The following is a 14,806-nucleotide window of genomic DNA, read 5'->3' on the forward strand; positions in this document are numbered from 1 at the left end:
TTTTAAACCAGCCCAAACAGGGTCAACAGCATGTCGATAACCTTGATGCCAACGAAAGGAACGACCAGCCCACCGAGCCCGTAAATCCACAGATTACGGCGCAGCATGGCGGCGGCGGTCAGTGGCTTGTAGCTCACGCCTTTTAGCGCCAGCGGGATCAGGAAGACGATGATCAGGGCGTTAAAAATCACCGCGCTCAGAATGGCCGACGCCGGGGAGTGCAGATGCATGACGTTTAGCGCGTTCAGTTGCGGATAGGTTGCCGCGAACGCCGCCGGGATAATGGCAAAATACTTCGCCACATCGTTGGCAATACTGAAGGTGGTCAGTGAACCACGTGTCATCAGCATCTGTTTACCGATGTGAACGACCTCAATCAGTTTGGTCGGGTTAGAGTCGAGGTCGACCATGTTTCCCGCCTCTTTCGCCGCCTGTGTCCCGGAGTTCATTGCCACCGCGACATCGGCCTGCGCCAGTGCTGGCGCATCGTTGGTGCCGTCACCGGTCATCGCCACCAGGCGGCCTTCAGCCTGATACTGGCGGATCAGCGCCAGTTTGGCTTCCGGCGTAGCTTCTGACAGGAAATCATCCACGCCCGCTTCTGCTGCGATGGCGGCAGCGGTAAGACGGTTATCCCCGGTGATCATCACCGTTTTGATCCCCATCTTGCGTAACTGGGCGAAACGCTCTTTGATCCCGCCTTTAACGATATCTTTCAGCGCAATAACGCCCAGCACATGCGAACCCTCTGCCACAACCAGTGGGGTGGCACCCTGACGGGCAACGCTTTCGACCAGTTTGTCCACTTCTGGCGGGAAATGGCCGTTGTTAGCTTCGATATGGCGACGAATGGCGTCAACGGAGCCTTTGCGGATCATCCGGTCCTGGATGTTAATCCCGCTCATACGAGTCTGGGCGGTGAACGGCACAAAGGTGGCATGAAGACTCTGCACATCGCGCTGACGCAGGTTAAAACGCTGCTTAGCCAGAATCACGATGCTACGGCCTTCCGGTGTTTCATCGGCCAGCGACGAAAGCTGCGCAGCGTCAGCCAGCGTTTTTTCATCCACGCCGGGCGCGGGTAAGAAATCCGACGCCTGACGGTTACCGAGGGTGATGGTCCCGGTTTTATCCAGCAGCAGAACGTCCACATCACCCGCGGCTTCAACGGCACGTCCGCTGGTGGCAATCACGTTCGCACCCAGCATCCGGCTCATGCCCGCCACACCAATGGCTGAAAGCAGCCCGCCGATGGTGGTCGGGATCAGACAGACCAGCAGGGCAACCAGCACAGTGATACTGACAGCCGTACCACCGTAGGCGGAAAATGGCCACAGGGTGGCGGTTGCCAGCAGGAAGACAATGGTCAGGGCAACCAGCAGAATGGTCAGGGCGATTTCGTTTGGCGTTTTACGACGCTGTGCGCCCTCGACCATGGCGATCATCCGGTCGAGGAAGGTTTCACCCGGGTTAACGCTGCACTGAATAACCAGCCAGTCAGAGAGAATGCGCGTGCCGCCCGTGACGGAGGCAAAGTCGCCGCCGGATTCACGGATAACCGGGGCGGATTCCCCGGTAATGGCGCTTTCGTCGACCGATGCCCCGCCTTCGATGACTTCGCCATCGCAGGGGATGATGTCCCCGGCTTCGACCAGCACCACATCCCCTTTACGCAGCTCATCCGCCGGGACGTGATCCATCTGTGCGCCATACTTTGGCTCGCGTAATTTGCGGGCAAACGCGGTCTTTTTTACCCCTTTCAGGCTGTTGGCCTGCGCTTTACTGCGGCCTTCCGCCAGGGCTTCGGCAAAGTTGGCAAACAACACGGTGAACCACAGCCAGAGGCTGATTGCCGCGGTAAACAGCGCATTTCCCACCAGATGACCGGTTCCCATCGCTACCGCCAGTGCCGTGGTGAGCAGGCTGCCAACCCAGACGATAAACATCACCGGGTTATGCCACTGAACGCGCGGGCTCAACTTTTTCACCGCATCCATTAGCGCCTGGCGAACTAAAGACGGTTCAAGCAGGGCCAGTTGTTTACGACTCATGACAAATTCTCCGCAAAATCAGCGTAAAGAGAGATATTCCGCGACCGGGCCTAACGCGAGGGCGGGGATAAAGGTCAGGGCACCGACCAGCAACACAGTGCCAATCAGCAGTCCAGTGAACAGCGCACCGTGGGTCGGTAATGTACCGCTGGTGGTTGGTTGGATTTTTTTACTCACCAGCGAACCGGCAATAGCCAGCACGGGGACGATGACGCCAAAACGGCCGACAAACATGCAAAACGCCAGCAGACAGTTCCAGAACGGGGAGTTGGCGCTCAGACCCGCAAAGGCGCTACCGTTGTTGTTGGCTGCAGACGAGACGGCGTAAAGCACTTCACTAAAACCGTGAATGCCCGGGTTGAAGATGCCGCTGCGTCCCGCTTCGGTCATCAGCGCCAGCGCAGTGCCAAGCAGCACCAGTGCCGGAGTGACCAGGATAGCCAGCGCCGTGAGCTTCATTTCGCGCACGTCGATTTTTTTACCCAGGTATTCCGGGGTGCGGCCAATCATCAGCCCGGCGATAAATACCGCCAGCAGAACAAACAGCAACATGCCATACAGCCCGGAACCCACGCCGCCAAACACCACTTCACCAATTTGCATCAGCCAGAGTGGGATCATGCCGCCCAGTGCCGTAAAGGAGTCGTGCATCGCATTGACTGCACCGCATGAAGCCGCCGTGGTGACAACCGCGTAAAGGCTACTCGCCAGGATGCCAAAGCGGCTCTCTTTCCCTTCCATATTGATGTTGCTGCTGGCACCCAGCTGCATGAAGTGGCTGTTGCCATTCCATTCGGCCCACATCACCAGCGCTGCACAAACCACAAAGATCAGGGACATCGCCCAGAGCAGGGTTCGGCCCTGGCGGCGATCGTTAACCACATCGCCAAACGCAAAGCACAGCGCGGCAGGGATCAGGAAGATCGCCAGCATTTGTACGTAGTTCGTCAGTGCGGTTGGGTTTTCAAACGGATGAGACGAGTTAGCATTGAAGAACCCGCCCCCGTTGGTGCCGAGCATTTTTATGGCCTCTTGCGAGGCAACCGGCCCCATCGGCAAAAGCTGTTTTGCCCCTTCAAGCGAGGTGTAGCTTGTGTAGGGAAGCAGGTTTTGCAGCGTGCCTTGCTGAATAAAGAACAACGCCATGATGAGGGAGATTGGGAGCAGCACCCACAGGGTGATACGTGTCAAATCGACCCAGGCGTTACCCAGCGTACCGACATTCTGGCGCGCAAAGGCTCGTGTCAGGGCGAAGATCACCGCAATACCGCTGGCCGCAGAAAGGAAGTTCTGCACCGTTAGGCCGGCCATCTGGCTGAAGTAGCTCAGGGTGGTTTCACCGGCATAGGACTGCCAGTTGGTATTACTGATGAAGCTGACCGCCGTGTTCAACGCCAGATGCCAGGACAGTCCCGGCAGCTGTTGCGGGTTCAGCGGCAGAATGCCCTGAAGCATCAACATCGCGAACAGCGCAAACAGGCCGACAATGTTGAGCAGCAGGATGGCCATCAGATACTGGCACCAGTTCATCTCCAGGTCGCGTATTCCCAGTACGCGCCAGATCCCTTTTTCAACACTGCCAACAACGGGCAGTGCCACGTTGTTTATCATGCGCGCAAGCAGGGTTCCCAGTGGCCTTGCAAGCAGGAACAGCACCAGTAAAAAGCTGGCAATAAGCAAAAACGCCTGAGCAGCCATCAGAATGCCTCCGCATTAATCAGGGCATAAACCAGATAACCCAATAACAGGAAAACCAGCACGATGCCGGCAATCAGACCTGCACTCACAATCCACCTCCGGGTGACATTTGTATTTGTGCTAAAGGTAGGATTTACGGCGCAAAGATTTCGCAAAAATCAGGAGGAGGGGTGTAAAAAAAGTATAAAAATGAAAAGGCCACAATTTAACTAATGGTAAGTATCTTGTTAACTTCTCTGTAACTTAGTTACGAGTTGAATGTAAATATTTGCCAAATGAATGAAAATAAGTGGTCGGATGAGTAGTAAAATTACAATCAAGACGGTATTATTTTAGCCAGATCACAGATTTTGAATTTTCCGGATGACGTTTCCGGCCAACTATAGGGGAGAAAATTATGGATCTTTATAAAGAATATCCGGCTCATATCGTTTTCATGCGTCGCACTTTCGCCGTAGTGGCTGGTGTCCTCGCACTGCCGGTGATGCTTTTCTGGAAAGACCGCGCACGTTTTTACAGCTATCTGCACCGCGTCTGGGCGAAAACCAGCGAGAAGCCGGTATGGATGGATCAGGCCGAAAAAGCGACCTGCGATTTCTACTAAAAAAAGATTACACACAGCAATAAAAAAACCGCCAACAGCAATGTGGCGGTTTTTTTGTCCCTCTGGATTCGCGGTCCGTTGGGTGGTCTTGCAGCCCCTACCCGGGATTTTCATCATACCCTCGAGTGAACAGATAGCAATCCCTTCTGACCTTTATAAAATCCTAATTTTATTCGAATAACTTATCTTTGGCGGTGATGTTAACTATGATGCAGTGTCCCTTTCCGCCATCTCGCACATGGGCATCGGTCCAGGGAAAGGTGTATTTACAGCCGTAAAGCAGCCCACCTACCCGGGCTTGTGTCCACCGACTTATCACCGGTGGTGAACGGTGGAGCGGTTAGCTGCAGGGACCGCATAATGAAACGCTATATATGCATTGCGTTCATTGTCGCCAGCGTACTCGTTGTTAAGCGTGATGAACCGACCGGGTTTGTTGCATTGACCACGATAGCGCAGGACAAGTAGCGTTAAGGCCGCCTCGGGCGGCCTTTTTTATTTCATCCCGTCTACACTTCATGGCAAAGTACAGTATAAGGACGCCGCTTTTTCCTTTAGTGGCGTGCCCTTACGGACATAATGGATATTTGCCTGGAGTTTTATGCCCACCCATCTGGTTTGGTTTCGCGCGGACCTGCGCCTACATGACAACATCGCTCTCGCGGCAGCCTGCCGCTCTCAGGATGCCAGAGTGCTGGCGCTGTTTATCGCTACGCCCGAACAGTGGCGGCAGCATAGGATGGCCCCACGGCAAGCGGCCTGTTTAGCCTCGCATCTCAATAGCCTGCAACACTCACTCGCAGAAAAAGGCATTCCTCTGCTGTATGAAGAGGTCAGTGATTTTGCCGCGCAGTTGCAAAAGGTGCAGCACATCTGCGAACAGCACAGCGTTACGCATCTCTTTTACAACTATCAGTACGAATTCAACGAGCAGCAACGCGATCGCCAGCTGGAAAAAACGTTGCAGAATGTGGTGTGTCAGGGATTTGATGACAGCGTAATGCTGCCGCCGGGCAGCGTTATGACCGGCAACCACGAGATGTATAAAGTCTTTACTCCGTTCAAAAATGCGTTTATCAAACGCCTGAAAGAGTCGCTCCCGGAGTGCGTTGCCGCCCCTGCGTCCAGGGGAGAAACGTTAACGGACCTGCCCAGACTCACGTTTGATTACCCGCAAAAAACCTTTGATGAAACCTTTTTTCCCCCAGACGAAAAGGCGGCTATTGCTCAGATGCGCCACTTCTGCAAACAGGATGCGGCTGAATACGAAACCCGCCGGGATTACCCTGCCATTGAAGGCACCAGCCGTTTATCCGCCTGTTTAACCCTCGGTGTCCTTTCGCCGCGTCAGTGTTTGCATCGTCTGCTGGCGGAACAGCCGCAGGCGCTGGAAGGCGGCGCGGGCGCGGTGTGGCTTAACGAGCTTATCTGGCGTGAGTTTTACCGTCATCTGATGACATATCATCCTGGTTTATGTAAGCACCGGCCCTTCATTCGCTGGACGGATAACGTAAAATGGCAGATGAATGATACTCAGTTGAACGCCTGGCAAAACGGGCTGACGGGATACCCGATAGTGGATGCCGCGATGCGTCAGCTCAATGAAACCGGCTGGATGCACAACCGCCTGCGCATGATCACCGCCAGTTTTCTGGTGAAAGATCTGCTTATCGACTGGCGTATCGGGGAGCGTTATTTTATTTCTCAGCTAATTGATGGCGACCTTGCGGCCAACAACGGCGGCTGGCAATGGGCCGCGTCAACGGGAACAGATGCCGCTCCCTATTTTCGTATTTTTAACCCGACCACCCAGGGGCAGAAGTTTGATCCTGACGGCGAGTTTATTCGTCACTGGCTTCCCGAGCTTGCTGACGTGCCGCTGAAAGCGCTGCATGAGCCCTGGGTGTGGGCGGATAAACAGGGCGTCACGCTCGATTATCCCCGCCCGATTGTTGACCATAAACAGGCGCGCGTTGCCACCCTGGCAGCGTATGAAGCCGCCCGTAAAGCCTAAGAGAGTGATGATGAAAAACAGCGAACTGGAACGTCTGATTAACGAGAAGCTGAACAGTGCCAGCTTCAGCGACTACGGTCCAAATGGCTTGCAGGTTGAAGGGCGTGAAAACATACAGAAGATAGTGACAGGCGTAACGGCAAGCCAGGCACTGCTGGATGAGGCAGTGCGCCAGGAAGCCGATGCGGTGATTGTGCATCACGGTTATTTCTGGAAAAACGAATCGCCGATTATCCGTGGTATGAAGCGTAACCGTCTCAAAACGCTGCTGGCAAACGACATTAACCTCTACGGTTATCACCTGCCGCTGGATGCCCATCCTGAACTGGGTAATAACGTCCAGCTCGCGCAGCTGCTGGGCATCACGGTGATGGGCGAAATCGAGCCGCTGGTCCCGTGGGGTGAGCTGGCCATGCCGGTGCCCGGGCTGGAGCTGGCCTCCTGGATTGAAGCCCGACTGGGCCGCCGCCCGCTGTGGTGCGGCGATACCGGGCCAGATACGGTTAAACGCGTTGCCTGGTGTACTGGCGGCGGCCAGGGCTTTATCGACAGCGCGGCGCGTTTCGGCGTGGATGCATTCATCACCGGCGAAGTATCTGAACAGACCATTCACTCCGCACGTGAACAAGGGCTGCATTTTTACGCGGCCGGGCATCACGCAACAGAGCGTGGCGGCATCCGCGCACTCAGCGAGTGGCTGACGGAAAATACCGATCTGGATGTGACGTTTGTGGATATCCCAAATCCTGCCTGATGAGAGGTGCTTAAGTGCAGCGAGCGCGTTGTTATCTTCTGGGTGAAACAGCAGTGGTTCTGGAGCTTGAGCCTCCGGTAACCCTTGCCACGCAAAAGCGTATCTGGCGGCTAACGCAGCGCCTGGCGGATGTGCCGGAAGTGGTGGAGGCCATTCCGGGTATGAACAACATCACCGTTGTTCTGCGTAATCCGCATACCCTGGCGCTGGACGCCATCGAGCGTTTGCAGTGCTGGTGGGAAGAGAGTGACGCGCTGGAGCCAGAATCCCGGGCGATTGAGATCCCGGTCATTTATGGCGGTAAGGGCGGCCCTGATTTGTCTGTTGTGGCGCAGCACTGCGGGTTAACAGAAAAACAGGTTGTCGAGCTGCACGCCTCTGTGAACTACGTGGTCTGGTTTTTAGGATTCCAGCCCGGATTCCCGTATCTGGGCGGTTTATCTCCTGAGCTGCACACACCACGCCGGGCGGAACCGCGCCTGAGCGTCCCGGCGGGGACCGTGGCTATCGGAGGGCAGCAAACCGGCATTTATCCGCTTGCTTCACCTGGTGGCTGGCAGTTGATCGGGCATACCTCTGCGCCGTTATTTGAACCCGGCAAGGATGCGCCAATCCTCCTTCGCCCTGGTGATACCCTGCGCTTTATCCCGCAGAAGGAGGGGATATGTTAACGCTTATTCGCGCAGGACTTTATACCTCGGTTCAGGATGTGGGCCGGTTTGGCCTGCGCCAGTCGGGCGTCAGCTATTGTGGGGCACTCGACCGGCCTGCACTTGAAATTGCCAACCTGCTGGTGGGCAACCCGGGCAGTACGGCAGCGCTGGAAATCACCCTTGGTCAGTGCGTGGTGGAATTTAGCCAGGAAACCTGGTTTGCCCTGACCGGTGCAGGTTGCGATGCCACGCTTGATGGCAAAGCGGTGTGGACGGGCTGGCGACTGCGGGCGAAAGCGGGCCAGCGTCTGGCGCTAAAACGCCCGTTACACGGTGTACGCAGCTATCTTGCGGTTGCCGGGGGCATCGATGTGCCGGAAGTGATGGGCTCGTCTAGTACCGATGCCAAAGCGGGCATTGGTGGGCATGAAGGGCGCTTACTTCGCGACGGCGATCGCCTGGCCATTAAGCCGTCGTCTCGCCGCTTCACCACAACCCAGGGGGTGAAACAACTGCTCTGGGGTAACCTGATCCGCGCCCTGCCAGGACCTGAGTATCAGGAATTTGACGAGGTTTCTCAGGAGTCCTTCTGGCGCTCCCCGTGGCACCTTAGCTCGCAAAGTAACCGCATGGGCTATCGTTTGCAGGGGCAACCCCTGAACCGGACCACCGACCGGGAAATGCTGTCCCACGGTTTGTTGCCTGGCGTCATCCAGGTGCCGGGAAACGGTCAACCGATTGTGCTGATGAATGATGCGCAGACAACAGGTGGTTACCCGCGTATTGCCTGTATTATTGATGCCGATCGCTACCATCTGGCGCAAATACCGCTTGGGCAGCCGATCCACTTCGTGCAATGTTCGCTGGAAGAGGCGCTGAAAGCGCGCCACGATCAGCAACGCTATCTGGAACAACTTGCGTGGCGACTCGATGGTAAAGATTGATTTAAACGCCGATCTGGGCGAGGGCGGGCAGGCCGACGCAGAGCTGATGACGCTGGTCTCTTCGGTCAATATCGCCTGCGGGTTTCATGCGGGCGATGCGCAAACCATGCTGGTGAGCGTGCGTAATGCTATTAAACATGGCGTGGCGATAGGTGCCCATCCGGGATTCCCCGACCGGGAAAACTTTGGCCGTACGGCAATGGTTTTACCGCCTGAGACGGTTTACGCCCAGACGCTGTACCAGACCGGGGCGCTGGATGCGATTGTCCGCGCCCAGCACGGCGTACTGCGCCACGTGAAGCCGCACGGAATGCTCTACAACATGGCCGCGCAGGATCCGGCTCTGGCGGACGCCATTGCCCGTGCCGTGCGGGATCACAACCCGCAGCTGATCCTGGTCGGACTGGCGGGCAGTGAACTTATTCGCGCCGGGCAGCGTCTGGGGCTGGTGACTCGTCAGGAAGTATTTGCCGACAGAGGATATCAGCAGGACGGAAGCCTGGTACCACGCAGTCAGCCGGGCGCGCTTATCACTGATGACGCGCAGGCGCTGGCGCAAACGCTGGACATGGTACGCACCGGGCGGGTGAAAACCATTAACGGTACGCAGGCAAACGTACAGGCCGAAACGGTGTGCTTACACGGTGATGGCGAGCACGCGCTGCTGTTTGCGCGTCGTCTACGGGCTGCTTTTGCCGAACAGGGGATCCTCGTTCGCGCCTGAATTTTACAATAAGGACTGAAAGATGCCAGAAGGCCCGGAGATCCGCCGCGCGGCGGATAGCCTGGAGGTGGCGATAAAAGGCAAACCCCTGACGGATGTCTGGTTTGCTTTCCCTCAACTTAAGCCGTTTGAAGCACAGCTGGTGGGGCAAACGGTGACCCATATCGAAACGCGGGGCAAGGCACTGCTAACGCACTTTTCCCATAACCTGACGTTATATAGCCATAACCAGCTTTACGGTGTCTGGCGGGTGGTTAATACGGGTGAGTCATTACAAACCACCCGAGTGCTGCGTGTTAAATTGCAAGCGGCTGATAAAACTATCCTGCTGTACAGCGCCTCGGATATCGAAATGTTAACGCCGGAGCAACTGCTCACTCACCCGTTCCTGCAACGTGTCGGGCCGGATGTGCTGGATATGCGGCTGACGGCACAGGATGTTAAAGCACGGTTGTTATCGCCCACTTTCCGCAACCGGCAGTTTTCGGGGCTGTTGCTCGATCAGGCGTTTCTGGCGGGGTTAGGGAATTACCTTCGTGTGGAAATTCTGTGGGCGGTGGGGCTGGCGGCGCAACATAAAGCATCGCAGCTGAATGACGCGCAACTCGATGCGTTATCCCATGCGCTGCTGGATATCCCGCGTCTTTCGTACAACACGCGTGGCATGGTGGATGACAACAAGCACCACGGGGCGCTGTTCCGCTTTAAGGTGTTTCATCGCGATGGTAAACCCTGCGAGCGGTGCGGCGGGGTGATTGAGAAGACAACGCTCTCTTCAAGACCGTTTTACTGGTGCCCTGGGTGCCAGAAGTAAAAAGCAAAACGGCAACCCGAAGGTTGCCGTTTTTAATGTGTGTTCCCTCTCCCTGTGGGAGAGGGCAAGGGTGAGGGCATCAAGCCGCACCCTGTTAACATTAGCGCTTAATATCAGACTTAAAATCACGCTGCTCGTAGCCGGTATACAGCTGGCGAGGACGGGCGATTTTCATGCCTTCGCTGTGCATTTCGTTCCAGTGCGCGATCCAGCCCACGGTACGTGCCATGGCGAAGATCACGGTGAACATGGAAGACGGAATACCCATCGCTTTCAGGATGATACCAGAGTAGAAATCGACGTTCGGGTAGAGTTTCTTCTCGATGAAGTACGGATCGTTCAGCGCGATGTGTTCCAGCTCCATCGCCACTTCCAGCAGATCATCTTTGGTGCCCAGTTCTTTCAGCACTTCATGACAGGTTTCACGCATCACGGTTGCGCGTGGGTCATAGTTTTTATAAACACGGTGACCGAAGCCCATCAGACGGAAGGAGTCATTCTTGTCTTTCGCGCGACGCACAAACTCAGGAATGTGTTCCACGGAGCTGATCTCTTCCAGCATCTTCAGTGCCGCTTCGTTCGCGCCGCCGTGTGCCGGTCCCCACAGGGAGGCAATGCCCGCAGCGATACAGGCGAACGGGTTCGCGCCTGAAGAGCCAGCGGTACGCACGGTAGACGTAGAGGCATTCTGCTCGTGGTCTGCGTGCAGGATCAGAATACGGTCCATTGCACGTTCCAGCACCGGGTTCACTTCGTACTCTTCGCACGGAGTGGAGAACATCATACGCAGGAAGTTACCGGCATAAGAGAGGTCGTTACGTGGGTAAACGAACGGCTGACCGATAGAGTATTTGTAACACATCGCTGCCATGGTAGGCATTTTGGACAGCAGACGGAACGCCGCGATATCACGGTGACGTGGGTTATTCACGTCCAGGGAATCGTGGTAGAACGCTGCCAGCGCACCAGTAATACCGCACATCACCGCCATCGGGTGAGAGTCACGACGGAACGCATGGAACAGACGGGTGATCTGCTCATGGATCATGGTGTGGCGGGTAACGGTGGTTTTGAATTCATCATATTGATCCTGCGTAGGTTTTTCGCCGTTCAGCAGGATGTAGCACACTTCCAGATAGTTGGATTCGGTGGCTAACTGATCGATGGGGAAACCGCGGTGAAGCAGGATACCTTCGTCACCGTCGATGAAGGTGATTTTGGATTCGCAAGATGCGGTAGAGGTGAATCCAGGGTCGAAGGTGAAAACACCTTTAGAACCCAGCGTACGGATATCAATAACATCCTGACCGAGCGTGCCTTTTAGCACATCCAGTTCAATAGCAGTGTCACCATTTAGGGTGAGCTTTGCCTTTGTATCAGCCATTTACGGTCTCCTTAGCGCCTTATGCTTAAGACTGCTGTTCACCGGATTTGCATTCAGCTGTTAATCACCGTTACCAGATTGTTATTTGGCTTACCGCTCAGCTCACGAGGAGAAACCAGGGTACAGAGCTATGGCGCCTTGCAGGTAAACGGATGAAATATCAGTGAAAACACAGCAAATCAGCGTTTTTGCAGTCCGAATTATTCAAACCTGTATATCACTAATAACTGTCCTGATAACTTCGGTCAATACCATCACACTGTTACATAACTATTTGTCAGGTGAAAGAGAGACCTCATAACTTTTGCGCATTATATGCCTTTTCTGATGACGTTTGTAACAATATTGTTTAACATTTGTCAAATCAGATGATTAAAATTTAAAAAGATGTTGTTATCGTGACCCTGATCACTGTTCCAGAGAAAACCCGACAAACTGTATGTAGGTTAATTGTAATGATTTTGTGAACGGCCTATACTGCCGCCAGGTCTCCGGAACACCCTGCAATCCCGAGCCACCCAGCGTTGTAACGTGTCGTTTTAGCATTTGGAAGCAATGTTTTGCATGACGCGCAGTTATAGAAAAGGAACGCTGCTTGACCCGCATCGCAGTCCGGAGGAAGGAAACAATAAGAACAGCATGTGGGCGTTATTCATGATAAGAAATGTGAAAAAACAAAGACCTGTCAATCTGGATCTCAAAACGATCCGATTCCCTGTAACAGCAATAGCGTCCATTTTGCACCGTGTTTCAGGTGTAATTACGTTTGTGGCGGTCGGTATTCTGCTGTGGTTACTGGGAACCAGCCTCTCATCTCCTGAAGGGTTCCTTCAGGCCTCTGCCATTATGAACAGCTTCTTCGTGAAATTTATCATGTGGGGCATTCTGACTGCGCTGGCGTACCACGTTGTAGTGGGTGTTCGCCATATGCTGATGGACTTTGGCTATCTGGAAGAAACCTTCGAAGCCGGGAAACGCTCCGCTAACATTTCGTTTGTGATTACTGTCGTGCTTTCACTTCTCGCAGGAGTTCTCGTATGGTAAGCAACGCCTCCGCATTAGGACGCAACGGCGTACATGACTTCATTCTGGTCCGTGCTACCGCCATCGTTCTCACCCTTTACATCATCTATATGATTGGTTTCTTCGCGACCAGCGGCACGCTGACGTGGGAAATCTGGAGCGGGTTCTTCGGATCTGCCTTCACCAAAGTGTTCACCCTGCTGGCTCTGTTCTCCATCCTTATCCATGCCTGGATTGGCATGTGGCAGGTGTTGACCGATTACGTTAAACCACTGGCCATTCGTCTTCCTCTGCAACTGGCTATCGTCGTTGCTCTGGTGGTTTACGTCATTTATGGATTCGTTGTGGTGTGGGGTGTGTAATGAAACTGCCAGTCAGAGAATTTGATGCTGTTGTAATTGGTGCTGGTGGCGCAGGTATGCGCGCAGCGCTGCAAATTTCCCAGAGCGGCCAGACCTGTGCGCTGCTCTCTAAAGTCTTCCCGACCCGATCGCACACCGTATCTGCGCAGGGTGGCATCACCGTTGCGCTCGGTAATACCCATGAAGATAACTGGGAATGGCACATGTACGATACGGTAAAAGGTTCCGATTACATCGGCGACCAGGATGCCATCGAATACATGTGTAAGACTGGCCCGGAAGCGATTCTGGAACTGGATCATATGGGTCTGCCGTTCTCCCGTCTGGAAAATGGCACCATCTATCAGCGTCCGTTTGGCGGCCAGTCGAAAAACTTCGGCGGCGAGCAGGCGGCACGTACTGCGGCGGCAGCTGACCGTACCGGTCACGCACTGCTGCACACGCTGTATCAGCAGAACCTGAAAAACCATACCACTATCTTCTCCGAGTGGTACGCGCTGGATCTGGTGAAAAACGCCGATGGCGCAGTTGTCGGTTGTACCGCGCTGTGCATCGAAACCGGTGAAGTGGTTTACTTCAAAGCCCGCGCAACCGTGCTGGCGACCGGTGGCGCAGGCCGTATTTATCAATCGACTACTAACGCCCACATCAACACCGGTGACGGCGTTGGCATGGCTATCCGCGCTGGTGTGCCGGTGCAGGATATGGAAATGTGGCAGTTCCACCCAACCGGCATCGCCGGTGCGGGCGTTCTGGTAACAGAAGGCTGCCGTGGTGAAGGTGGTTATCTGCTGAACAAACACGGCGAGCGCTTCATGGAGCGTTATGCCCCGAATGCGAAAGACCTGGCGGGTCGTGACGTGGTGGCGCGTTCCATCATGATCGAAATCCGTGAAGGTCGCGGCTGTGACGGCCCATGGGGTCCACACGCCAAGCTGAAACTGGATCACCTGGGTAAAGAGGTTCTGGAATCCCGTCTGCCGGGTATCCTGGAGCTGTCCCGTACCTTCGCCCACGTTGACCCGGTAAAAGAACCGATTCCGGTTATCCCAACCTGTCACTATATGATGGGCGGTATTCCGACCAAAGTGACCGGTCAGGCGCTGACCGTGAACGAGCAGGGCGAAGATGTGGTTATCCCTGGCCTGTTCGCGGTAGGCGAAATCGCCTGCGTATCCGTACACGGTGCAAACCGTCTGGGCGGTAACTCTCTGCTGGACCTGGTGGTATTTGGTCGTGCGGTGGGTCTGCATCTGCAAGAGTCGATTGCCGAACAGGGCGACCTGCTTGACGCAACCGACGCTGAAATCGATGCCTCTCTCGAACGTCTGAACCGCTGGAACGGTAACCGTAACGGTGAAGATCCGGTGGAAATCCGTAAAGCGCTTCAGGAATGTATGCAGCACAACTTCTCGGTATTCCGTGAAGGTGACGCGATGGCCAAAGGCCTTGAGCAGCTGAAAGCGATCCGCGAGCGTCTGAAAAATGCCCGTCTGGACGACACGTCCAGCGAGTTCAACACCCAGCGCGTTGAGTGTCTGGAGCTGGATAACCTGATGGAAACCGCTTACGCAACTGCGGTGTCGGCAAACTTCCGTACCGAGAGCCGTGGCGCGCATAGCCGCTTCGACTTCCCGGATCGTGATGACGAAAACTGGCTGTGCCATTCCCTGTATCTGCCAGAGTCGGAATCCATGACGCGTCGTAGCGTCAATATGGAACCGAAACTGCGTCCGGCGTTCCCGCCGAAGATTCGTACTTACTAATGCGGAGACAGGACA

At 55.1% G+C, this 14,806-nt stretch carries 14 protein-coding genes; 10 read left to right on the top strand and 4 right to left on the bottom strand.

What is annotated here, in order from left to right:
• Window positions 1-2: 2 nt before the first annotated feature.
• Genes kdpB through kdpF form a run of 3 tightly spaced genes read right to left on the bottom strand, consistent with a single transcriptional unit; the run spans window position 3 to window position 3,838 of the window.
• Window positions 3-2,051 carry a potassium-transporting ATPase subunit KdpB gene (gene kdpB, locus M987_RS11955; RefSeq protein ID WP_014069363.1) on the bottom strand — a complete coding sequence of 683 codons (2,049 nt, stop codon included), beginning with the start codon at window positions 2,049-2,051 and terminating at the stop codon, window positions 3-5.
• 18 nt (window positions 2,052-2,069) lie between these two features.
• On the bottom strand, window positions 2,070-3,749 hold the full coding sequence (kdpA, locus tag M987_RS11960; protein ID WP_014069364.1) for a potassium-transporting ATPase subunit KdpA: 1,680 nt from the start codon (window positions 3,747-3,749) through the stop codon (window positions 2,070-2,072).
• Window positions 3,749-3,838, bottom strand: a complete 90-nt coding sequence (kdpF, locus tag M987_RS24475) for a K(+)-transporting ATPase subunit F (RefSeq protein WP_014069365.1) — start codon at window positions 3,836-3,838, stop codon at window positions 3,749-3,751. The genes kdpA and kdpF overlap by 1 nt, the downstream gene beginning before the upstream one ends.
• A gap of 308 nt (window positions 3,839-4,146) precedes the next feature.
• Here kdpF and M987_RS11970 point away from each other — a divergent pair, with 308 nt between their 5' ends.
• From M987_RS11970 to nei, 7 genes are all read left to right on the top strand, one after another.
• Window positions 4,147-4,353 (top strand): YbfA family protein, encoded by a 207-nt coding sequence (locus M987_RS11970; RefSeq protein ID WP_014069366.1) that lies wholly within the window; start codon window positions 4,147-4,149, stop codon window positions 4,351-4,353.
• Window positions 4,354-4,954: 601 nt separating this feature from the next.
• Window positions 4,955-6,367: a deoxyribodipyrimidine photo-lyase gene (gene phrB, locus M987_RS11975; RefSeq protein WP_014069367.1), complete on the top strand. Its 1,413-nt coding sequence runs from the start codon at window positions 4,955-4,957 to the stop codon at window positions 6,365-6,367.
• A gap of 10 nt (window positions 6,368-6,377) precedes the next feature.
• On the top strand, window positions 6,378-7,121 hold the full coding sequence (locus M987_RS11980) for a type 2 GTP cyclohydrolase I (protein ID WP_014069368.1): 744 nt from the start codon (window positions 6,378-6,380) through the stop codon (window positions 7,119-7,121).
• A 14-nt stretch (window positions 7,122-7,135) separates the two neighbouring features.
• Window positions 7,136-7,792 carry a 5-oxoprolinase subunit PxpB gene (pxpB, locus tag M987_RS11985; protein ID WP_014069369.1) on the top strand — a complete coding sequence of 219 codons (657 nt, stop codon included), beginning with the start codon at window positions 7,136-7,138 and terminating at the stop codon, window positions 7,790-7,792.
• Complete coding sequence (gene pxpC, locus M987_RS11990) at window positions 7,786-8,718, top strand: 5-oxoprolinase subunit PxpC (RefSeq protein WP_014069370.1); 933 nt, start codon at window positions 7,786-7,788, stop codon at window positions 8,716-8,718. The genes pxpB and pxpC overlap by 7 nt, the downstream gene beginning before the upstream one ends.
• Window positions 8,705-9,442 carry a 5-oxoprolinase subunit PxpA gene (gene pxpA / locus M987_RS11995; protein ID WP_014069371.1) on the top strand — a complete coding sequence of 246 codons (738 nt, stop codon included), beginning with the start codon at window positions 8,705-8,707 and terminating at the stop codon, window positions 9,440-9,442. Before pxpC ends, pxpA begins: the two co-directional genes overlap by 14 nt.
• A 22-nt stretch (window positions 9,443-9,464) precedes the next feature.
• On the top strand, window positions 9,465-10,256 hold the full coding sequence (gene nei, locus M987_RS12000) for an endonuclease VIII (RefSeq protein ID WP_014069372.1): 792 nt from the start codon (window positions 9,465-9,467) through the stop codon (window positions 10,254-10,256).
• A 100-nt stretch (window positions 10,257-10,356) separates the two neighbouring features.
• Here the strand turns inward: nei and M987_RS12005 are convergent, their stop codons facing one another.
• Window positions 10,357-11,640 (bottom strand): citrate synthase, encoded by a 1,284-nt coding sequence (locus M987_RS12005; RefSeq protein ID WP_014069373.1) that lies wholly within the window; start codon window positions 11,638-11,640, stop codon window positions 10,357-10,359.
• Between the two features lie 639 nt (window positions 11,641-12,279).
• Here M987_RS12005 and sdhC point away from each other — a divergent pair.
• The 3 genes from sdhC to sdhA are packed head-to-tail and all read left to right on the top strand — an operon-like array spanning window position 12,280 to window position 14,791.
• A complete protein-coding gene (gene sdhC / locus M987_RS12010; protein WP_020684965.1) occupies window positions 12,280-12,684 on the top strand; it encodes a succinate dehydrogenase cytochrome b556 subunit in 405 nt (134 codons plus the stop codon).
• Window positions 12,678-13,025 (top strand): succinate dehydrogenase membrane anchor subunit, encoded by a 348-nt coding sequence (gene sdhD / locus M987_RS12015; protein ID WP_008501088.1) that lies wholly within the window; start codon window positions 12,678-12,680, stop codon window positions 13,023-13,025. The genes sdhC and sdhD overlap by 7 nt, the downstream gene beginning before the upstream one ends.
• Window positions 13,025-14,791 carry a succinate dehydrogenase flavoprotein subunit gene (sdhA, locus tag M987_RS12020; RefSeq protein ID WP_014069375.1) on the top strand — a complete coding sequence of 589 codons (1,767 nt, stop codon included), beginning with the start codon at window positions 13,025-13,027 and terminating at the stop codon, window positions 14,789-14,791. The genes sdhD and sdhA overlap by 1 nt, the downstream gene beginning before the upstream one ends.
• Window positions 14,792-14,806 lie beyond the last annotated feature (15 nt).

It is taken from the genome of Enterobacter soli ATCC BAA-2102 (assembly GCF_001654845.1).
GTDB lineage: Bacteria > Pseudomonadota > Gammaproteobacteria > Enterobacterales > Enterobacteriaceae > Enterobacter > Enterobacter soli.

What these genes read in the sequence shown, in the direction of transcription:
- kdpB (WP_014069363.1), bottom strand. Translation starts at nt 2,051, where the DNA reads ATGAGTCGTAAACAACTGGCCCTGCTTGAACCGTCTTTAGTTCGCCAG.
- kdpA (WP_014069364.1), bottom strand. Translation starts at nt 3,749, where the DNA reads ATGGCTGCTCAGGCGTTTTTGCTTATTGCCAGCTTTTTACTGGTGCTG.
- M987_RS11970 (WP_014069366.1), top strand. Translation starts at nt 4,147, where the DNA reads ATGGATCTTTATAAAGAATATCCGGCTCATATCGTTTTCATGCGTCGC.
- phrB (WP_014069367.1), top strand. Translation starts at nt 4,955, where the DNA reads ATGCCCACCCATCTGGTTTGGTTTCGCGCGGACCTGCGCCTACATGAC.
- M987_RS11980 (WP_014069368.1), top strand. Translation starts at nt 6,378, where the DNA reads ATGAAAAACAGCGAACTGGAACGTCTGATTAACGAGAAGCTGAACAGT.
- pxpC (WP_014069370.1), top strand. Translation starts at nt 7,786, where the DNA reads ATGTTAACGCTTATTCGCGCAGGACTTTATACCTCGGTTCAGGATGTG.
- pxpA (WP_014069371.1), top strand. Translation starts at nt 8,705, where the DNA reads ATGGTAAAGATTGATTTAAACGCCGATCTGGGCGAGGGCGGGCAGGCC.
- nei (WP_014069372.1), top strand. Translation starts at nt 9,465, where the DNA reads ATGCCAGAAGGCCCGGAGATCCGCCGCGCGGCGGATAGCCTGGAGGTG.
- M987_RS12005 (WP_014069373.1), bottom strand. Translation starts at nt 11,640, where the DNA reads ATGGCTGATACAAAGGCAAAGCTCACCCTAAATGGTGACACTGCTATT.
- sdhC (WP_020684965.1), top strand. Translation starts at nt 12,280, where the DNA reads ATGTGGGCGTTATTCATGATAAGAAATGTGAAAAAACAAAGACCTGTC.
- sdhD (WP_008501088.1), top strand. Translation starts at nt 12,678, where the DNA reads ATGGTAAGCAACGCCTCCGCATTAGGACGCAACGGCGTACATGACTTC.
- sdhA (WP_014069375.1), top strand. Translation starts at nt 13,025, where the DNA reads ATGAAACTGCCAGTCAGAGAATTTGATGCTGTTGTAATTGGTGCTGGT.